General features: G+C 71.9%; 17 protein-coding genes. 14 read left to right on the forward strand and 3 right to left on the reverse strand.

What is annotated here, in order from left to right; translation table 11 throughout:
• Window position 1 precedes the first annotated feature (1 nt).
• The 7 genes from ACQZOG_RS08220 to ACQZOG_RS08250 all read left to right on the forward strand — a co-directional run bounded on the left by ACQZOG_RS08220 (window position 2) and on the right by ACQZOG_RS08250 (window position 6,048).
• A complete protein-coding gene (locus ACQZOG_RS08220; RefSeq protein ID WP_365163992.1) occupies window positions 2–796 on the forward strand; it encodes a cell division protein FtsQ/DivIB in 795 nt (264 codons plus the stop codon).
• A gap of 289 nt (window positions 797–1,085) precedes the next feature.
• A complete protein-coding gene (gene ftsZ / locus ACQZOG_RS08225; RefSeq protein ID WP_430741413.1) occupies window positions 1,086–2,282 on the forward strand; it encodes a cell division protein FtsZ in 1,197 nt (398 codons plus the stop codon).
• A complete protein-coding gene (pgeF, locus tag ACQZOG_RS08230) occupies window positions 2,279–3,016 on the forward strand; it encodes a peptidoglycan editing factor PgeF (protein ID WP_351032345.1) in 738 nt (245 codons plus the stop codon). The genes ftsZ and pgeF overlap by 4 nt, the downstream gene beginning before the upstream one ends.
• Complete coding sequence (locus ACQZOG_RS08235) at window positions 3,013–3,732, forward strand: YggS family pyridoxal phosphate-dependent enzyme (RefSeq protein ID WP_037639082.1); 720 nt, start codon at window positions 3,013–3,015, stop codon at window positions 3,730–3,732. The genes pgeF and ACQZOG_RS08235 overlap by 4 nt, the downstream gene beginning before the upstream one ends.
• Window positions 3,733–3,860: 128 nt before the next feature.
• The gene (locus tag ACQZOG_RS08240) at window positions 3,861–4,502 is read left to right on the forward strand and encodes a cell division protein SepF (protein WP_033273164.1); all 642 of its coding nucleotides are present in this window, start codon (window positions 3,861–3,863) and stop codon (window positions 4,500–4,502) included.
• A 48-nt stretch (window positions 4,503–4,550) separates the two neighbouring features.
• Entirely contained in the window at window positions 4,551–4,838 is a 288-nt protein-coding gene (locus tag ACQZOG_RS08245; protein ID WP_033273006.1) for a YggT family protein, read from the forward strand.
• A 55-nt stretch (window positions 4,839–4,893) separates the two neighbouring features.
• Complete coding sequence (locus tag ACQZOG_RS08250; protein ID WP_033273007.1) at window positions 4,894–6,048, forward strand: DivIVA domain-containing protein; 1,155 nt, start codon at window positions 4,894–4,896, stop codon at window positions 6,046–6,048.
• A gap of 228 nt (window positions 6,049–6,276) precedes the next feature.
• Here ACQZOG_RS08250 and ileS read toward each other — a convergent pair whose 3' ends face one another.
• Window positions 6,277–9,420, reverse strand: a complete 3,144-nt coding sequence (ileS, locus tag ACQZOG_RS08255; RefSeq protein ID WP_193454748.1) for an isoleucine--tRNA ligase — start codon at window positions 9,418–9,420, stop codon at window positions 6,277–6,279.
• Window positions 9,421–9,998: 578 nt separating this feature from the next.
• On the opposite strand from ileS, the gene ACQZOG_RS08260 reads away from it, so the two are divergent.
• The 6 genes from ACQZOG_RS08260 (at window position 9,999) to ACQZOG_RS08285 (ending at window position 15,466) form a co-directional block, all read left to right on the forward strand.
• The gene (locus ACQZOG_RS08260; protein ID WP_037639081.1) at window positions 9,999–10,805 is read left to right on the forward strand and encodes a TraR/DksA family transcriptional regulator; all 807 of its coding nucleotides are present in this window, start codon (window positions 9,999–10,001) and stop codon (window positions 10,803–10,805) included.
• Between the two features lie 65 nt (window positions 10,806–10,870).
• Window positions 10,871–11,512: a signal peptidase II gene (gene lspA / locus ACQZOG_RS08265; RefSeq protein ID WP_033273010.1), complete on the forward strand. Its 642-nt coding sequence runs from the start codon at window positions 10,871–10,873 to the stop codon at window positions 11,510–11,512.
• Window positions 11,513–11,587: 75 nt separating this feature from the next.
• On the forward strand, window positions 11,588–12,532 hold the full coding sequence (locus ACQZOG_RS08270; RefSeq protein ID WP_033273011.1) for an RluA family pseudouridine synthase: 945 nt from the start codon (window positions 11,588–11,590) through the stop codon (window positions 12,530–12,532).
• Complete coding sequence (locus ACQZOG_RS08275) at window positions 12,529–12,996, forward strand: GNAT family N-acetyltransferase (RefSeq protein ID WP_058915947.1); 468 nt, start codon at window positions 12,529–12,531, stop codon at window positions 12,994–12,996. The genes ACQZOG_RS08270 and ACQZOG_RS08275 overlap by 4 nt, the downstream gene beginning before the upstream one ends.
• An 88-nt stretch (window positions 12,997–13,084) precedes the next feature.
• Window positions 13,085–14,671 carry a Na+/H+ antiporter gene (locus ACQZOG_RS08280; protein ID WP_033273165.1) on the forward strand — a complete coding sequence of 529 codons (1,587 nt, stop codon included), beginning with the start codon at window positions 13,085–13,087 and terminating at the stop codon, window positions 14,669–14,671.
• Between the two features lie 51 nt (window positions 14,672–14,722).
• On the forward strand, window positions 14,723–15,466 hold the full coding sequence (locus tag ACQZOG_RS08285) for an SDR family NAD(P)-dependent oxidoreductase (RefSeq protein ID WP_033273013.1): 744 nt from the start codon (window positions 14,723–14,725) through the stop codon (window positions 15,464–15,466).
• 7 nt (window positions 15,467–15,473) lie between these two features.
• On the opposite strand, the gene ACQZOG_RS08290 is transcribed toward ACQZOG_RS08285, so the two are convergent.
• Window positions 15,474–16,598 (reverse strand): mechanosensitive ion channel family protein, encoded by a 1,125-nt coding sequence (locus tag ACQZOG_RS08290; RefSeq protein WP_033273014.1) that lies wholly within the window; start codon window positions 16,596–16,598, stop codon window positions 15,474–15,476.
• 107 nt (window positions 16,599–16,705) lie between these two features.
• Here ACQZOG_RS08290 and ACQZOG_RS08295 point away from each other — a divergent pair, with 107 nt between their 5' ends.
• On the forward strand, window positions 16,706–17,290 hold the full coding sequence (locus ACQZOG_RS08295) for a dienelactone hydrolase family protein (RefSeq protein WP_033273166.1): 585 nt from the start codon (window positions 16,706–16,708) through the stop codon (window positions 17,288–17,290).
• Between the two features lie 15 nt (window positions 17,291–17,305).
• Here the strand turns inward: ACQZOG_RS08295 and ACQZOG_RS08300 are convergent, their stop codons facing one another.
• Entirely contained in the window at window positions 17,306–18,988 is a 1,683-nt protein-coding gene (locus ACQZOG_RS08300; RefSeq protein WP_037639077.1) for an alkaline phosphatase D family protein, read from the reverse strand.
• Window positions 18,989–19,004 lie beyond the last annotated feature (16 nt).

Genomic DNA, 19,004 nt, shown 5'->3' on the forward strand with positions numbered 1-19,004 from the left:
CGTGGCCGGATCGACGACCGCCGAGCGCGGTGAACGCAAGCGGGAGTCGTCCGGCCCGCCGCCCGTACGAGCCGTACGGCGACGGCGTCTTCGTCTGATCATCGCATCGGCGGTCGTCCTCCTGTTCCTCGGCAGCGGCGCCTTCTGGCTGCTGTACGGCTCCGATCTGGTCCGCGTGGAGCGCGTCTCGGTGTCCGGGACCGACGTCCTGACACCGGACCAGGTCCGCGAGGCGGCCGACGTGCCCCTCGGGGAACAGCTCGTCTCGGTCGACACCGGGGCCATCGAGAAGCGGGCCACCGAGGCGCTGCCCCGCATCGACACCGTCGACGTGGTCCGTTCCTGGCCCGACGAGATCAAGCTCCGGGTCACCGAGCGCACTCCCGTCCTCCTGGTCCACAAGGGCGGCAAGTTCGTCGAAGTCGACGACGACGGCGTGCGGTTCGCCACCGTCGAGAAAGCGCCCAAGGGGGTGCCCGCGCTGGAAATGGATCTCTCCCGTTCCGGGTCCTCCGCGGCCAGCCTCCGGCGATTCGGCGAGGACCGTCTGGTGCGGGAGGCGGTACGCGTGGCCGGCGCCGTCCCCGAGTCCCTCGCGCCGGAAACGCGCAGCGTCAAGGTCCGTTCCTACGACGCCATCTCCCTGGAACTCACCGACGGCCGTACCGTCGACTGGGGAAGCAGCGAGAAGGGGGCGCAGAAGGCGCGCGCCCTCACCGCGCTGATGAAAGCGGAGCCGGACGCACGGCACTTCGACGTCAGCGTTCCCAGCGCCCCGGCGTCATCAGGGAGTTGACGCACATCCGCGCAGGCCAGCACCCTGGTTGGGCAGCGACACGGCTGATCACATAGGGTGAAAAGAAAAACGGGAGGTTCGGCGTGTTCGTTGAACGTGCGCCACGTGTCGACTTAGTGTCCTGTTCAGAAGACTCCAGGGAACAGACACACTGGTAACCCTAAACTTCAACGTTAGGGTTCGGGTCGGCGATACGGACCGTCCCATTCGGCATCAGTCGTCGGATCGCGGGGGCAGCAGTTGCTCCGGCGCCCCGGCGACACGTAACTCGAGGCGAGAGGCCTTCGACGTGGCAGCACCGCAGAACTACCTCGCAGTCATCAAAGTCATCGGTGTCGGCGGCGGTGGTGTCAATGCCATCAACCGGATGATCGAGGTCGGTCTCAAGGGCGTCGAGTTCATCGCCATCAACACCGACGCGCAGGCGCTGTTGATGAGCGACGCCGACGTCAAGCTCGACGTCGGCCGTGAACTCACCCGCGGACTCGGCGCCGGAGCGAACCCGGCCGTCGGCCGCAAGGCCGCCGAGGACCACCGCGAGGAGATCGAGGAGGTCCTCAAGGGGGCCGACATGGTCTTCGTGACGGCCGGTGAAGGCGGCGGCACCGGCACCGGCGGCGCGCCCGTCGTGGCCAACATCGCCCGCTCCCTCGGTGCCCTCACCATCGGTGTGGTCACGCGCCCGTTCACCTTCGAGGGACGGCGCCGTGCGAACCAGGCCGAGGACGGCATCGCGGAGCTCCGCGAAGAGGTCGACACCCTCATCGTGATCCCGAACGACCGGCTGCTGTCCATCTCGGACCGCCAGGTGTCGGTTCTCGACGCCTTCAAGTCGGCCGACCAGGTCCTGCTCTCCGGTGTGCAGGGCATCACCGACCTCATCACCACTCCCGGTCTCATCAACCTCGACTTCGCCGACGTCAAGTCGGTCATGTCCGAGGCGGGTTCGGCGCTCATGGGCATCGGCTCGGCCCGCGGCGACGACCGCGCGGTGGCCGCGGCCGAGATGGCCATCTCCTCCCCGCTGCTCGAGGCGTCCATCGACGGCGCCCGCGGCGTCCTGCTCTCCATCTCCGGCGGCTCCGACCTCGGCCTGTTCGAGATCAACGAGGCCGCCCAGCTGGTCAGCGAGGCCGCCCACCCGGAGGCCAACATCATCTTCGGCGCCGTGATCGACGACGCCCTCGGCGACGAGGTGCGGGTCACCGTCATCGCCGCCGGCTTCGACGGCGGCCAGCCGCCCGCCAAGCGGGACAACGTCCTCGGCTCCTCCTCGGCCAAGCGCGAGGAGCCCGCCCCGGCGGGCCGCACGGAGAGCCGCCCGTCCTTCGGCTCGCTCGGCAGCGTCACGCCGAAGGAGGACCCGGAGCCGGCCCCGGCCCCCGAGCCCGTGGCCGACATGCCGGCCGTCCAGCCCCCCGTCCCGCCGTCCCGGAGCTACGACAGCGCGGCCGAGGAACTGGATGTCCCGGACTTCCTGAAGTGATAGGACAGCGCGAGAGCGTGAGCGGCGCGCACTTCGGCTTCACCGACCGGTGGGGCGGGGTGAGCGCCGCTCCGTATGAGGAGCTCAACCTCGGGGGCGCGGTCGGCGACGACCCCGGGAGCGTGCGGACCAACCGCGAACTGGCCGCCGGGGCGCTCGGCGTGGACCCCGCCCGTGTGGTGTGGATGAACCAGGTGCACGGCGCGGACGCGGTCGTCGTCGACGAGCCGTGGGGCGACCGCCCGGTGCCCGAGGTGGACGCGGTCGTCACCGCGCGGCAGGGACTCGCCCTCGCCGTGCTCACCGCCGACTGCGTGCCCGTGCTGCTGGCCGACCCCGTCGCGGGCGTCGCCGCCGCGGCGCACGCGGGCCGGCCCGGACTGGTCGCCGGGGTCGTCCCGGCCGCCGTACGGGCCATGACGGAACTTGGCGCCGACCCCGCCCGGATCGTCGCGCGCACCGGACCCGCGGTGTGCGGCCGGTGTTACGAGGTGCCGGAGGACATGCGCGCCGACGTGGCCGCCGTCGAGCCGGCGGCGTACGCGGAGACGAGCTGGGGCACGCCCGCGGTCGACGTCGTCGCGGGTGTGCACGCGCAACTCGAGCGGCTGGGCGTCTCCGGCGCCGGGCGCTCGCCCGTGTGCACACGGGAGTCGGACGATCACTTCTCGTACCGTCGCGACCGCACCACCGGGCGGCTCGCGAGTTATGTGTGGCTGGACCCGAGGACATGACGGACCGTAAGGACGAACTCGCCGCGAACCTGGCGAGAGTGGAGGAGCGGATCGCCGCCGCCTGTGACGCGGCCGGTCGCGGACGCGACGAGGTGACGCTCATCGTGGTCACCAAGACCTGGCCCGCGTCCGACGTGCGGATCCTCTCCGGACTCGGCGTGCGGCACGTCGCCGAGAACCGCGACCAGGACGCCGCCCCGAAGGCGGCGGCCTGCGCGGATCTGCCCCTTGTGTGGCATTTCGTCGGTCAACTTCAGACCAACAAGGTGCGCTCGGTGGTCGGTTATGCCGATGTCGTGCAGTCCGTCGACCGTGCCCGTCTTGTGTCGGCGCTCTCCAAGGAGGCCGTCCGGGCCGGGCGCGAGGTCGGCTGCCTCATCCAGGTGGCGCTCGACGCCGGCGCCGACGGCCGGGGTGAGCGCGGCGGCGTGGCGCCCTCCGGTGTCGCGGAACTGGCCGACCTGGTGGCCGGCGCCGAAGGGCTGCGGCTGGACGGCCTGATGACCGTCGCGCCGCTCGCCGGGGAGTACGCCGGCCGCCAACAGGCGGCGTTCGAGCGGTTGATGGATTTGTCGACCGACCTGCGGCGGACCCATCCGGCTGCGAACATGGTGTCGGCAGGGATGAGTGCGGACCTCGAACAGGCCGTGGCCGCCGGAGCGACACATGTGCGCGTCGGCAGTGCGGTACTCGGAGTCCGCCCCAGGCTCGGGTAACGTCGCCAAGAAGTCGGACCACAGCAGAAAATATGGTCATTTCCGCCCAACGGCGGAGCAAGGACCCAGTGGATCGCGGGCACTTGGCGGTCGTCAGCGGATCCACCACAGAGCGGAGGACTCGGAGCATGGCCGGCGCGATGCGCAAGATGGCGGTCTACCTCGGCCTCGTGGAGGACGATGGGTACGACGGCCGCGGATTCGACCCAGACGACGATTTCGAACCGGAACTCGACCCGGAGCCGGAGCGGGACCACCGGCGGCACGAGCCGTCGCACCAGTCCCACGGAACACACCAGCCGCAAAGGGACGAAGAGGTACGAGTCGTCCATCCGCCCGCACCCCGCGAACCGGTGTCCCGGTCCGCTTCGCTGCCCGCGGAATCGCCCCGTCCGGCGCGGATCGCGCCCGTGGCATCCATCACACAAGAACGCGCCAGCCTGGAGAAGAACGCACCGGTGATCATGCCCAAGGTCGTGTCGGAACGAGAGCCTTACCGGATCACCACGCTTCACCCCCGGACCTACAACGAGGCCCGTACCATCGGGGAACACTTCCGTGAGGGCACCCCGGTGATCATGAATCTGACTGAGATGGATGACACAGACGCCAAGCGACTTGTCGACTTTGCGGCGGGTTTGGTGTTTGGTCTTCACGGCAGTATCGAGCGGGTGACGCAGAAGGTGTTCCTGTTGTCGCCTGCTAACGTCGATGTCACGGCGGAGGACAAGGCCCGCATCGCAGAGGGCGGGTTCTTCAACCAGAGCTGAGACGCAGGACCGGACAAGAGCGGCACAGGGGAGAGGGAAAAGCAGGCCATGGGCGTGTTCGCGCAGGTGATCTACATCGCGCTGATGGTGTTCCTCATCGTGCTGATCTTCCGTTTGGTCATGGATTACGTGTTCCAGTTCGCCCGCTCATGGCAACCCGGCAAGGCGATGGTGGTCGTTCTGGAGGCCACCTACACTGTCACCGATCCACCGCTGAAGCTTCTGCGGCGGTTCATCCCGCCGCTGCGTCTCGGGGGCGTGGCGCTCGACCTGTCCTTCTTCGTCCTGATGATCATCGTCTGGATCCTCATCTCCGTCGCACAGAGGTTTGTGTGATGAGGCTGGACGATACGGTCTTGCCGACTGCCGATGACTACGTTGAGGTGAAGAGATGCCGTTGACCCCCGAGGACGTGCGGAACAAGCAGTTCACGACCGTCCGCCTCCGAGAAGGCTATGACGAGGACGAGGTCGATGCCTTCCTCGACGAGGTCGAAGCCGAACTGACGCGCCTGCTGCGCGAGAACGAGGACCTGCGCGCCAAGCTGGCCGCCGCCACGCGTGCCGCGGCGCAGAACCAGCAGAACATGCGCAAGCCTCCGGAGCAGCAGGACCAGCAGCAACAGCAGGGTCCGCCTCCCGGCATGCCCCAGCAGGGCATGCGAGGTCCCGGCGCTCCGGTGCCCGCCGGCATATCGGGCCCGCCGCAGCAGCAGATGGGCGGCCCCATGGGTGGCCCGCCCCAGCTGCCGAGCGGTGCTCCTCAGCTGCCCGCCGGCCCCGGCGGACAGGGCGGCCCGCAGGGTCCCGGCCCCATGGGTCAGGGTCCCGGGCCGATGGGCCAGGGCGGCCCGATGCAGGGGCAGATGGGCCCTGGCGGCCCGATGGGCGGTCCCATGGGTGGTCCTCCCGGACTCCCCGGTCAGCAGGGCGGCCCCGGTGGCGACAGCGCCGCGCGTGTCCTGTCGCTGGCCCAGCAGACCGCCGACCAGGCGATCGCGGAGGCCCGTTCCGAGGCCAACAAGATCGTGGGCGAGGCGCGTTCGCGTGCCGAGGGCCTCGAGCGTGACGCCCGTGCCAAGGCCGACGCCCTGGAGCGGGACGCGCAGGAGAAGCACCGCGTCGCGATGGGCTCCCTGGAGTCCGCCCGCGCCACGCTGGAGCGCAAGGTCGAGGACCTGCGCGGCTTCGAGCGCGAGTACCGCACGCGGCTGAAGTCCTACCTGGAGTCGCAGCTGCGCCAGCTGGAGACCCAGGCGGACGACTCGCTCGCCCCGCCGCGTCAGCCCGCGAGCGCCGCTCCGTCCCTGCCGCCGTCCCCGGCGCCCTCGATGGCCCCGGCCGGCGCGGGTGCCCCGTCCTACGGCGGCAACCAGACGATGGGCGGCGGCCCCGGCGGCCAGTCCGGCCCGTCGTACGGCGGCCAGCAGCAGATGCAGCCTGCGATGACCCAGCCCATGGCTCCGGTCCGTCCGCAGGGTCCGTCCCCGATGGGTCAGGCTCCCTCGCCGATGCGTGGCTTCCTGATCGACGAGGACGACAACTGACGGCCCCTGTGGCCATAGGTACGGCGTAGCAGTCGGCAGCGTTCAGGGCGGGGCCCCGGGTTCACCAACCCGGGGCCCCGCCCTTGTGCTACGCGTGTTCCCACCGGTTCCCCCGGGTTCGCCCCGGTTGTTCGGATGCGGCGGACATGTCCGACGCACGCAACGCCGAAGGCCCGGCCCCCCGGAGAACTTCCTCCGGGGGGCCGGGCCTTGGCCGTGCGACGGTGGTTACGCCTTGCGCAGACGGAACGTCAGGGACAGGCCCTCGTCCGTGAACGGGGCACCGTAGGAGTCGTCCGCCTCGCCCCGGGCGAAGTCCGTGGCGAGCACCTCGTCGGCGATCAGCTCCGCGTGCTCCGTCAGCGCGGCCGCCGTGGCGGCGTCGTCCGACGTCCAGCGCAGGGCGATCCGGTCGGCCACGTCCAGGCCGCTGTTCTTGCGGGCCTCCTGGATCAGCCGGATCGCGTCACGGGCCAGACCGGCGCGGCGCAGCTCCTCCGTGATCTCCAGGTCCAGGGCGACCGTGGCACCCGCGTCGGACGCCACCGACCAGCCCTCGCGCGGCGTTTCCGTGATGATCACCTCGTCCGGGGAGAGGGTGATCGTCTCGCCGTCGACCTCCACCGAGGCCGTGCCCTCGCGCAGGGCCAGGGACAGCGCCGCGGCGTCCGCGTTCGCCACCGCCTTGGCCACGTCCTGGACGCGCTTGCCGAACCGCTTGCCCAGCGCGCGGAAGTTGGCCTTGGCCGTGGTGTCCACCAGCGAGCCGCCCACCTCGGACAGCAGCGCCAGCGACTCGACGTTCAGCTCCTCCGTGATCTGCGCGTGCAGCTCCGGGTCGAGGGCGTCGAAGCCGGCCGCCGCGATCAGCGCCCGCCGCAGCGGCTGACGCGTCTTGACGCCCGACTCGGCGCGCGTGGCGCGGCCCAGCTCCACCAGGCGGCGCACCAGCGCCATCTGGCGGGACAGCTCCGGGTCGACGACGGACAGGTCCGCCTCCGGCCAGGAGGACAGGTGCACCGACTCCGGCGCGCCCGGCGTGACGGGGACGATCAGGTCCTGCCACACCCGCTCGGTGATGAACGGGGTGAGCGGGGCCATGAGCTTGGTCACCGTCTCCACGACCTCGTGCAGGGTGCGCAGCGCGGCCTTGTCGCCCTGCCAGAAGCGGCGGCGGGAGCGGCGGACGTACCAGTTGGAGAGGTCGTCGACGAACGCGGACAGCAGCTTGCCGGCCCGCTGGGTGTCGTAGTTCTCCAGCGCCTGGGTCACCTGGTCGGTGAGCGCGTGCAGTTCGGACAGCAGCCAGCGGTCCAGCACCGGACGCTCGGCCGGGGCCGGGTCGGCCTCGCTCGGCGCCCAGTTCGACGTGCGGGCGTACAGGGCCTGGAAGGCCACCGTGTTCCAGTACGTGAGGAGCGTCTTGCGGACGACCTCCTGGATGGTGCCGTGGCCCACGCGGCGGGCGGCCCAGGGGGAGCCGCCGGCCGCCATGAACCAGCGCACCGCGTCCGCGCCGTGCTGGTCCATCAGCGGGATCGGCTGGAGGATGTTGCCCAGGTGCTTGGACATCTTGCGGCCGTCCTCGGCGAGGATGTGGCCGAGGCAGACCACGTTCTCGTAGGACGACTTGTCGAAGACGAGCGTGCCGACCGCCATCAGCGTGTAGAACCAGCCGCGGGTCTGGTCGATGGCCTCGGAGATGAACTGCGCGGGGTACCGGGACTCGAAGAGTTCCTTGTTCTTGTACGGGTAGCCCCACTGCGCGAACGGCATCGAGCCCGAGTCGTACCAGGCGTCGATGACCTCGGGCACGCGGGTCGCCGTGGCGCCGCAGCCGTCCTGCGGGCAGGCGAAGGTGACCTCGTCGATGTACGGGCGGTGCGGGTCGAGGCCCGACTGGTCCGTGCCGGTCAGCTCCGTCAGCTCGGTGAGGGAGCCGACGCAGGTGAGGTGGTTCTCCTCGCAGCGCCAGATGGGCAGCGGCGTGCCCCAGTAGCGGTTGCGGGACAGCGCCCAGTCGATGTTGTTGTTCAGCCAGTCGCCGTACCGGCCGTGCTTGACCGTGTCCGGGAACCAGTTGGTGTTCTCGTTCTCCTGGAGCAGCCGGTCCTTGACCGCCGTCGTGCGGATGTACCAGGACGGCTGCGCGTAGTAGAGCAGCGCGGTGTGGCAGCGCCAGCAGTGCGGGTAGCTGTGCTCGTACGGCAGGTGCCTGAAGAGCAGGCCGCGCTCCTTGAGGTCCTCGGTGAGCTGCTCGTCGGCCTTCTTGAAGAAGACCCCGCCGACCAGCGGCAGGTCCTCCTCGAAGGTGCCGTCGGGGCGGACCGGGTTGACCACGGGCAGACCGTAGGAGCGGCAGACCTTCAGGTCGTCCTCACCGAAGGCGGGGGACTGGTGGACCAGACCCGTGCCGTCCTCGGTGGTGACGTACTCGGCGTTGACCACGTAGTGGGCGTGTTCGGGGAACTCGACCAGCTCGAAGGGGCGACGGTAGGTCCAGCGCTCCATCTCGGCGCCGGTGAAGGTCTGCCCGGTGGTCTCCCAGCCCTCGCCGAGCGCCTTCTCGACCAGCGGCTCGGCGACGACCAGCTTCTCCTCGCCGTCGGTGGCAACCACGTAGGTCACGTCGGGGTGCGCGGCGACCGCGGTGTTGGACACCAGGGTCCACGGGGTGGTCGTCCACACCAGCAGGGCCGCCTCGCCGGCCAGCGGGCCGGAGGTCAGCGGGAAGCGGACGTAGACCGACGGGTCGACGACCGTCTCGTAGCCCTGCGCCAGCTCGTGGTCGGACAGGCCGGTGCCGCAGCGGGGGCACCAGGGGGCGACGCGGTGGTCCTGGACCAGCAGGCCCTTGCCGAAGATCTCCTTCAGCGACCACCAGACCGACTCGACGTACTCCGGGTCCATGGTCCGGTAGGCCTCGTCGAGGTCGACCCAGTACCCCATGCGGGTCGTCAGCTCGGCGAAGGCGTCCGTGTGCCGGGTCACCGACTCGCGGCACCTGGCGTTGAACTCGGCGATGCCGTACGCCTCGATGTCCTGCTTGCCGGAGAAGCCCAGCTCCTTCTCCACCGCCAGCTCCACCGGGAGGCCGTGGCAGTCCCAGCCGGCCTTGCGGGCCACGTGGTAGCCGCGCATGGTGCGGAAGCGGGGGAAGACGTCCTTGAAGACGCGGGCCTCGATGTGGTGGGCACCCGGCATGCCGTTGGCGGTGGGCGGACCCTCGTAGAACACCCACTCGGGGCGGCCCTCGGACTGCTCCAGGCTCTTGGCGAAGATCTTCTGCTCGTCCCAGAACCGGAGCACCGTGTGCTCGAGTGCGGGCAGGTCGACCTGGGCGGGTACCGGGCGGTACGTCGGCGTTGTCATCAGCGGGCTTCCTCCGGCGGACTTGCTGCCTTCCGACCGGAGGGACGAGAGCTTGATTTCTTGCGCCGCCGTCGGCGCGCTCCCGCGGTACCACCCTCCTTGGCCCTCCGGTGCGCCGCACGCTCCGGTGAGCCCCCTCATTCGGGTCGCGATGCCGGGTCTACTCGCCGCTGCTGCGGCTTTCTTCCGGCGGCTCCGGGGTGATCTTCACGTCGCGCTCGCCCCCGGGCTCACACCGTCCCCGGGTCGCTCTGGGCTGCGTACGCCGCTACTCGTCCCCATCCACGCTTTTCGCTCCGCCCAGTGTACGGCGCGGCGGGACGGGCGGCCGACCGCTTTTCCCGCGACGGTGTGCACGGGAATGCCCCGAATGGAGCGGTACGCCTGTTCCGGGTGCCGGGACGTGCGTGCGGGCGGCATACCCGGCGGTCAGCTGGGCACAACGCATGCAGGTCGCCGCGCGGCGCGCGCGGGGCGAGGTGACCGTGCGGTGCGCCCCGTTGCCGCAGGGCCTGAGTCGATTTATCGTCCCAGCACGATTCGCGCGCAAGATCACAATATGTGAAGGGGCCGCGGCCATGGTGGCGAAGAAGGGTGCGGCGGCCGAGGCCGCCGAGGCGAAGGCCGGTGCGGCCGAGGCCGTGTCCGGGACGACGGCGTCGAAGGGTGCCACCGCGAAGGCCGGAGGCCGGAAGGCCACCGCGAAGAAGCTCGCCGGCAAGAAGCCGGCACGGGGGACCGCCGGGAAGGCGGCCGCCGCGGGTCGGGACGAGGGCGGCCGTCGGGGCGCCCCCGAGGGGAACGGTGCGGCCAGGACCAGCGGGTCCGCTCAGGACGGGGCCGGGCACAGCGCGGCCGACGACGCGGACGCGGCCGAGGCCGCGGCGCAGACGGGAGTGACGACGGTGGGTGCGAAGAAGACCCCTGGCCCGGCGGCCACAGCGGCGGCGACCGCCGTGCCCAAGGCCCGGCACGGCGCGGTGGAGCCGGGCGAGCTCGCGGTACGCCCCGGCGAGGAGCCGTGGACCGGCGAAGAGGTCGAGGAGGCGCGGGCCGAGCTGATGTCGGAGGTGCTGCGGCTGCGCGAGGAGATCAGCTCCTCCGAACGGTCGCTGGCCGGCCTGATGCGGGACTCCGGCGACGGCGCGGGCGACGACGACGCCGACACCGGCACCAAGAACATCACGCGCGAGCACGAACTGGCCCTCGCGGCGAACGCGCGCGAGATGCTCGACCAGTTCGAGCGGGCGCTCCAGCGGCTCGACGCGGGCACCTACGGCCTGTGCGAGAACTGCGGCAAACCCATCGGCAAGGCCCGTATGCAGGCCTTCCCGAGGGCCACCCTGTGCGTCGAGTGCAAGCAGAAGCAGGAGCGCCGGTACTGAGGAGCGGCCCCGCAGACCGTGCCGTACCCTCGTCCTCAGTCAAGGACCTAGGCTGAGGGACTCACGTGGCAGAGGCGGAGCGCATCATCGGTACGCCGGACACCCCGGACGCGGACCGGGACGGGCAGGACCGGGACATCCAGGACCGGGACCAGCGGGACCGGGACGGTCGGGAGCCGGCCGGCGCCGACGGTACGACGGAGGAGGCGGAGCGGCCCCGCGGCAGGCGGCGGATCGCCGTCCTGTTCGCCGTCGCCGCCTTCGCCTACCTCCTCGACCTGGTCAGCAAGATGATCGTGGTCGCCAAGCTGGAGCACCACGAGCCGATCGAGATCGTCGGTGACTGGCTGCGCTTCGAGGCGATCCGCAACGCGGGCGCGGCCTTCGGCTTCGGTGAGGCGTTCACGGTCATCTTCACGGTCATCGCGGCCGCCGTGATCGTGGTGATCTTCCGCCTGGCCCGCAAGCTCTACAGCCTGCCCTGGGCGATCGCGCTCGGCCTGCTGCTCGGCGGCGCCCTCGGCAACCTCACCGACCGGATCTTCCGCTCGCCGGGCGTGTTCGAGGGCGCGGTCGTCGACTTCATCGCGCCCAAGCACTTCGCGGTGTTCAACCTGGCCGACTCGGCCATCGTGTGCGGCGGCATCCTGATCGTGCTGCTGTCCTTCCGCGGCCTCGACCCGGACGGCACGGTCCACAAGGACTGACGGCACGGGCCGCGCGGACTGAGGGTCCCGTCACTCCCGTGCGGGAGTGACGCACCCGTCCGGCATACTCGACGGGTGAGCACGATTCCCGAGATCCGTACCCTGCCCGTGCCCGACGGCCTGGAGGGCGAGCGCGTCGACGCCGCCATCTCCCGCATGTTCGGCTTCTCCCGTACCAAGGCGGCCGAGCTCGCCGCCGCGGGGAAGGTCACGGTCGACGGGTCGGTGGTCGGAAAGTCCGAGCGGGTGAGCGGGGGCGCCTGGCTCGAGGTGGAGATGCCGCAGGCGCCCGCCCCGGTGCAGGTCGTCGCCGAGCCGGTCGAGGGCATGGAGATCGTGCACGACGACGACGACGTGGTCGTGATCGTGAAGCCCGTCGGCGTCGCCGCGCACCCCTCCCCGGGCTGGACGGGGCCGACCGTGATCGGTGGTCTGGCCGCCGCCGGGTACCGCATCTCGACCTCCGGCGCCGCCGAGCGCCAGGGCATCGTGCACCGCCTCGACGTCGGCACCTCCGGCCTCATGGTGGTGGCCAAGTCCGAGTACGCGTACACGTCGCTGAAGCGCCAGTTCAAGGAGCGCACGGTCGACAAGCGCTACCACACGCTCGTCCAGGGCCACCCCGACCCGACCAGCGGCACCATCGACGCCCCCATCGGCCGCCACCCGCACCACGACTACAAGTGGGCGGTCACCGCCGAGGGCAAGCCGTCCGTCACGCACTACGACCTGATCGAGGCGTTCCGCGCCGCCTCCCTGCTGGACGTGAAGCTGGAGACCGGCCGCACGCACCAGATCCGCGTGCACATGGCCGCCCACCGCCACCCCTGCGTCGGCGACCTCACCTACGGCGCCGACCCCACGCTCGCCAAGCGGCTCAAGCTGACCCGGCAGTGGCTGCACGCCGTGCGCCTCGGCTTCGAGCACCCCGGCGACGGGCAGTGGGCGGAGTTCTCCTGCGACTACCCCGACGACCTCCAGCAGGCGCTCGACCAGGTCCGCGAGGAGACGTACGCATGAGCCCGGCCGTCACGGTGCGGGTGGCGGAGGACCCCGACGACCGCGAGGCGTGCTTCGGCGTCCGCAAGGAGGTCTTCGTCGCCGAGCAGGGCGTCCCCGAGGACGTCGAGTACGACGTTCACGACGCGGACGCCGTGCACCTGCTCGCGGTCGACGGCGACGGCACCCCGCTCGGCACGGCCCGGCTGCTGCACGGCGCCGCCGCCGCGGCGAAGAACGGCGGCGACCCGGCGGTCGGCTCCCTCGGCCGGCTGGCGGTGCTGAAGCGGGCGCGCGGCCTCGGCGTCGGCGCGGCGCTCGTGCGGGCCGTCGAGGAGGCGGCCCGGGAGCGCGGGCTCACCGGCGTCGACCTGCACGCGCAGACCCACGCCCTCGGCTTCTACGAGCGGCTCGGCTACGAGGCCTACGGGCCTCGGTTCCCGGACGCGGGCATGCCGCACCGGGCCATGCGGCGCGCGCTGTAGCGGGGCCCGGCTGACCGCACCGGGGCCGCACCCCATGGCAGGCTGGACACCGTTCGACCGACCGTGCGAACCCCCGGGAGCGGTGACCGTGGATCAGTTGGCCCTGCTGTTCGCCCTGTTGCTCGGGGCGGTCGTGAGCGTCCCCGTGGGGGAGCGGCTGAAACTGCCGGCGCCGGTGCTGATGACGGTGTTCGGGATCGTCCTGGCGCTGCTGGAGTTCGTGCCGAACGTCGACGTCCCGCCGGAACTGATCCTGCCGCTGCTGCTGCCGCCCCTGCTGTACGCGGCCGTGCGCCGCACCTCCTGGCGCCAGTTCGCGGCCAACGTCCGGCCGATCCTGCTGCTGGCCGTGGCGCTGGTCTTCGTCACCACCTTCTGCGTCGCCGCCGTCGCCCACGCGCTCGTGCCGGGGCTGCCGCTGGCCGCCGCCGTCGCCCTCGGCGCGCTGGTCGCCCCGCCCGACCCGGTCGCGGCGACCGCCGTGGCCGGCAAGCTGGGGCTGCCCCGCCGCCTGGTGTCGATCCTGGAGGGCGAGGGCCTCTTCAACGACGTCACGGCGATCGTGCTGTACCACGTGGCCGTGGCCGCCGCCGTGAGCGGCACCTTCTCACCCTGGGCGGCCGGGCTCGACCTGATCCTGTCGGCGGTGGTGGCGGTCGCGGTGGGCCTGGTGCTCGGCTGGGCCACCAACAAGGCGATGGACCTGCTCGGCGACCCCACCCTCCAGGTCGCGCTGACCCTGCTGGTGCCGTTCGCCGCGTACGTTCTCGCCGAGGAGCTGCACGGCTCGGGCGTCCTCGGGGTGCTGGTCACCGCACTGTTCCTGGTGGAGTACGCCACCGACGCCGACGACGTGATGGCGCGGCTGGCCGGGCACACCTTCTGGGACATCGTGGACACGCTCGTCACCGGCGTGGCGTTCGGCCTGGTCGGGCTGGAGCTGCACAACGCGGTGGAGACCGCGTCCGGTCACTGGGGCGAGCTGCTGGGCTGGGCGGCGGCGGTCGTCGGCGTGGTCGTGTTCGTCCGGCTGGTGTGGCTGCTGCCGGCGACCTGGCTGACCAAGCGGCTGCACAGCGAGCGGGACGTCGGCGAGGAGATCCCGCTGAGCTGGCGCGAGACCGTGGTGATGTGGTGGTCCGGGATGCGCGGGGTGGCGTCCGTCGCGCTCGCCCTCGCCATCCCTCTGGAGACCGACGCGGGGGCCGACTTCCCCGCCCGCTCCGAGATCGTCTTCATCGCGTTCGGCGTGGTGCTGGGCACGCTCCTGGTGCAGGGGCTCACCCTGCCGTGGCTGGTGGGGAAGCTGGGGGTGCGCGGCGACACGGGCCGGGAGAAGGAGCTGGAGCGCCGGCTCGCCGCCCGGGTCGCGAAGGCGGCCAAGCGCAGGCTGCGGGAGATCGAGGACGTCGAGGAGCTGCCGGAGGACCTGTCCGAGCAGCTGATGCGCCGGGCGTTCGACCTGGGCGTGCGGATCAGCCCGGACATGGCCGAGGACGAACGGCGTGAGGCGACCCGGCAGCGCTCCAAGCGGCTGAAACGTGTCCGGCGCATCGAGCAGGAGATGCTGAGCGCCGCCCGGCACGAGGTGCTCACCGCGCGCAGCGAGCCGGGCGCCGACCCCGAGGTGGTGGACCGGGTGCTGCGTCATCTGGACGTGCGCAGTCTGCGCTGAGCGCCGCCGCGTTGCCGCCGTCCGCCGTCGCCCGCTCCGTAGGGTCGGGGCATGACACGCAATGTGGTGATCAGCGGCGGCGGCACCGGCATCGGGCTCGCCACCGCGCAGACCTTCGCCGCCGACGGGGACCGCGTCCTGCTCGTCGGGCGGCGCGGTGACGTCCTGGAGCGGGCCGAGGTGCCCGGTGCGCTGACCTACGCCGCCGATCTGGCCGACCCCGAGGCCGTGCGGGGCCTGTCCGGGTTCGTGGGACGCGAGTTCGGAGCGGTGGACGTGCTCGTGCACTGCGCGGGAGGCAACGGGCTGCTGGAGCCGCCGGTGGGCGGTGACGACCCGCTCGACGCCGTCGCCCGTGACTGGACGGTCAACTTCCGGCTCAACGTGCTGACCGCCGTGCTGCTCACCGAGGCGCTGCGGGACAGACTCGCCGTGCCCGGCGGCCGGGTGCTGTTCCTCAGCTCCATCGCCGCCAGGCGCGGCTCGGGACGGGTGTCGTACGCGGCGGCCAAGGCGGGGCTCCACCCGTACGCCCACGCCCTGGCACGGGAGCTGGGGCCGCACGGGATCACCGTGAACGTGGTCGCGCCCGGCTACATCGAGGACACGGCGTTCTTCGGCGGCGACGGCCTGGACGAGGAGCGGCGGGCCCGGCTGGTCGCCGAGACGTCGGACAAGCGGGCCGGCCGGCCCGGGGACGTCGCGGCGACCCTGCACTGGCTCGCCTCGCACGGCGCCGGCCACATCACCTCGCAGATCGTCCAGGTGAACGGCGGCGCCGAGCGCGGCTGCTGAGGTCCGCTCAGCGCGCCTGCCGGGGCGGATGGCTGTGCAGCCGGCGTGCCGCGGGGACGCCGTCGGCGGGCGCGCTCTCCCGGGCGGCCCAGGGCGGCGGCACCGCGTCGGCGGTGTTGACCCGGGGCAGCGCGTAGGGGTGCTCGTCGGAGAGGAAGCGCATCATCTGCTCGCGGACCGTGACCCGGACCGTCCAGATGTCGTCCGCGTCCTTCGCCGTCACCAGCGCCCGCACCTCCAGGGTGCTCGGGGTGCTGTCCGTGACGGTCAGGTTGTAGGCGCGGCCGTCCCACGCCGGGCACTCCCGCAGGATGTCGCGCAGCCTCTCGCGCATGGCGTCCAGCGGCGCGCTGTGGTCCACGTGCCAGAAGACGGTGCCGGTCATCTGCGGGGTGCCGCGCGACCAGTTCTCGAACGGCTTGGAGGTGAAGTACGACACCGGCATGGTGATCCGGCGCTCGTCCCACGTGCGCACGGTCAGGAAGGTGAGGGTGATCTCCTCGACCGTGCCCCACTCGCCGTCCACCACCACGGTGTCGCCGATGCGCACCATGTCGCCGAACGCGATCTGCAGCCCGGCGAACATGTTGCCCAGCGTCGACTGGGCGGCGACACCGGCGACGATGCCGAGGATGCCCGCCGAGGCCAGCAGTGAGGCGCCGGCCGCGCGCATCGCGGGGAAGGTCAGCAGCATCGCGGCCACCGCGACCACGCCGACCGTCGCCGAGACCACGCGGCGGATCAGCGTCACCTGGGTGCGCACCCGGCGCACCCGGGCCGGGTCGCGCTCCCGGTGGTTGCTGGCGTACCGGGTGTAGGAGGTCTCCACCACGGCGGCGGCGATCCGGATCGTCAGCCAGGCGGCCGACCCGATCAGCACCAGGGTGAGCACCCGGCCGACGGCGAGGTCGTGCGAGGTCAGCAGCCGTGTCTCGTCGTAGGAGGCTCTGAGCAGGACCGCGCAGAGCAGCAGCTGGTACGGGACACGGGCCCGGCGCAGCAGGCCCCACAGCGGCGTCTCGTGGTGGCGGTCGTCGGCCTTCCTCAGCAGCCGGTCGGTGGCCCAGCCGAGCAGCAGCGTCAGCACCACCGAGCCGCCGACCACGATGAGCGGGCGCAGCACGTCTTCCATGCCCCCGAACCTAACCGGCTCGCTCCGGCATGAACATGTGACTTCCGTCCGGTCCCGGGTAGTGCCGCCCGAGTGTTCCGTCACACCCGGCTGGCACCATGGGCTCCATGAACATCATGCTCTTTCACTCGACCTACGGACTGCGCCCCGCCGTGCACCGGGCCGCGGACCGGCTGCGCGCGGCCGGACACGAGGTGTGGACGCCGGACCTCTTCGAGGGGCGCACGTTCGACACCGTCGAGGAGGGCATGGAGCACAAGGACGAGGTGGGCAAGGACGAGCTGCTGAAGCGGGCCGTCCTGGCGGCGGCGCCCTACTCGGAGCGCGGCCTGGTGTACGCGGGGTTCTCCTTCGGCGCCTCGGTGGCGCAGACGCTGGCCCTGGGCGACGAGAAGGCCAGGGGCCTGCTGCTCCTGCACGGCACCTCCGACATCGCGGAGAACGCCTCGGCGGACGGGCTGCCGGTGCAGCTGCACGTCGCCGAGCCGGACCCGTTCGAGACCGATGACTGGCTCACCGCCTGGTACCTGGGGATGGGCCGCGCCGGGGCCGACGTGGAGGTCTACCGGTACGCGGGCGCCGGACACCTCTACACCGACCCCGACCTGCCCGACTTCGACGAGGAGGCCGCCGAGGCCACCTGGCGGGTGGCGCTCGGCTTCCTCGACTCGCTGGAGGAGGACGCGGACTGATCCGCGCCCGGACCGTCAGACGGGGGCGTCCGCCCGCTCGATCTTCTGCGTGCCGCTGCGGGTGCGGTAGGAGCGGGCCCAGGCCGCGGTGGCGCCCGCGTCGGTGCGGTCGGACAGCACGTAGTAGTCCATCTGCGCCCGTTCGGCCGTGAGGTCCAGCACCCCGAAGCCGTGCCGGTCGGTGTCCACCCAGTGCACGTGCCGGTTGGCGGCCCGGATCAGCGGGGAGGCGACGGCGTCGACCGCGCCCTCGCCGACCTTGAGGATGTCGTCGAGGTTGTCGGAGGTGACCGACGTGACCACGAACTCCGTGGCCGCGGAGGCCGACAGCGGGTAGGTCCCGGCGTTCACCGGCACGTCGTTCGCCCACGCCATGTGGATGTCGCCGGTGAGGAACACCGTGTTGCGGATGGCGTTGCCGCGCAGATGGGCGAGCAGCTCGCGCCGGTCGGCGGTGTAGCCGTCCCACTGGTCGGTGTTGAGCGCGAGGCCCTCCTGCGGCAGGCCGAGCAGCTTCGCGAGCGGCTTCAGCAGGGCCGCGGGCAGGGAGCCCAGGGCGAACGGCGAGATCATCACCGAGGTGCCGACCAGCCGCCAGGTGGCGTCCGACGCCGAGAGGCCCGCCTTCAGCCAGTCGAGCTGGGCGCGGCCGGTGAGGGTGCGGCCGGGGTCGTCCACGTCGCCGTCACCGAGCGAGACCTGCTGCGAGCGGAAGGAGCGCAGGTCCAGCAGCGACAGGTCGGCCAGCCTGCCGAAGCGCAGCCGCCGGTAGGTGGTGCCCTCGACCGCCGGGCGGACCGGCATCCACTCGAAGTACGCCTGCTTGGCGGCGGCCTGACGGGCGGCCCAGGAGCCTTCCGCGCCCTCGGTGTGGTTCTCCGCGCCCCCGGACCAGGTGTCGTTGGCGAACTCGTGGTCGTCCCACATGGCGATCACGGGCGCGGTGGCGTGCAGCGCCTGGAGGTCGGGGTCGGTCTTGTAGCGGGCGTGCCGGGTGCGGTAGTCGGCGAGGGTGACGATCTCGTGGGCGGGGGAGTGCGGGCGGACGACCGTGCCGCGGGTGCCGTAGTCGCCGGAGCCGTACTCGTAGATGTAGTCGCCCAGGTGCAGCCAGGCGTCCAGGTCGCCGCGGGCCGCGAGATGGCGGTACGCGGCGAAGTGGCCGGCCTCCCAGTTGGCGCAGGAGACCACGCCGAGGCGCAGCCCCGCTACCGACGCGTCGGCGGCGGGCGCGGTGCGGGTGCGGGCGGCGGGGGAGTCGGCGCCGCCGGCGGAGAAGCGGAACCAGTAGTCGGTGGCGGGCCTGAGGCCCCGGACGTCCGCCTTGACGGTGTGGTCGGAGGCGGCGGTGGCGAGGACCGTGCCCCGGGCGACGACGTCGGTGAACGTCCGGTCGCGGGCGACGGTCCAGCGGACCTCGGTGTCGGGCCCGGCGCCGGAGCCCGGGAGGGCGTCCGGGGTGGGTGTCACGCGGGTCCACAGCAGCACGCCGTCCGGCAGCGGGTCCCCGGAGGCGACGCCGTGCAGGAAGGCGGGGGCCTGCTGTACGGCGCGGGCGGGCAGCGCGGCGGCGAGCGGTCCGGCCAGTGCCGCGGTGGCGGCGGCCGCCTTGACGACCGTCCGGCGGCGCGGGGCGTGGGAGGCGGTGTCCGCGGTGGCGGAGACGGCGCTCTCGGTTCTTCCGTGTCGACTGGTCACAGCCGCTCAGGTTACT

Source organism: Streptomyces sp. P13-3-3 (genome assembly GCF_050571355.1).
In the GTDB taxonomy this organism is placed as follows: Bacteria; Actinomycetota; Actinomycetes; order Streptomycetales; family Streptomycetaceae; genus Streptomyces; species Streptomyces althioticus.

What these genes read in the sequence shown, in the direction of transcription:
- ACQZOG_RS08235 (WP_037639082.1), top strand. Translation starts at nt 3,013, where the DNA reads ATGACGGACCGTAAGGACGAACTCGCCGCGAACCTGGCGAGAGTGGAG.
- ACQZOG_RS08240 (WP_033273164.1), top strand. Translation starts at nt 3,861, where the DNA reads ATGGCCGGCGCGATGCGCAAGATGGCGGTCTACCTCGGCCTCGTGGAG.
- ACQZOG_RS08245 (WP_033273006.1), top strand. Translation starts at nt 4,551, where the DNA reads ATGGGCGTGTTCGCGCAGGTGATCTACATCGCGCTGATGGTGTTCCTC.
- ACQZOG_RS08250 (WP_033273007.1), top strand. Translation starts at nt 4,894, where the DNA reads ATGCCGTTGACCCCCGAGGACGTGCGGAACAAGCAGTTCACGACCGTC.
- ileS (WP_193454748.1), bottom strand. Translation starts at nt 9,420, where the DNA reads ATGACAACGCCGACGTACCGCCCGGTACCCGCCCAGGTCGACCTGCCC.
- ACQZOG_RS08260 (WP_037639081.1), top strand. Translation starts at nt 9,999, where the DNA reads ATGGTGGCGAAGAAGGGTGCGGCGGCCGAGGCCGCCGAGGCGAAGGCC.
- ACQZOG_RS08275 (WP_058915947.1), top strand. Translation starts at nt 12,529, where the DNA reads ATGAGCCCGGCCGTCACGGTGCGGGTGGCGGAGGACCCCGACGACCGC.
- ACQZOG_RS08285 (WP_033273013.1), top strand. Translation starts at nt 14,723, where the DNA reads ATGACACGCAATGTGGTGATCAGCGGCGGCGGCACCGGCATCGGGCTC.
- ACQZOG_RS08290 (WP_033273014.1), bottom strand. Translation starts at nt 16,598, where the DNA reads ATGGAAGACGTGCTGCGCCCGCTCATCGTGGTCGGCGGCTCGGTGGTG.
- ACQZOG_RS08295 (WP_033273166.1), top strand. Translation starts at nt 16,706, where the DNA reads ATGAACATCATGCTCTTTCACTCGACCTACGGACTGCGCCCCGCCGTG.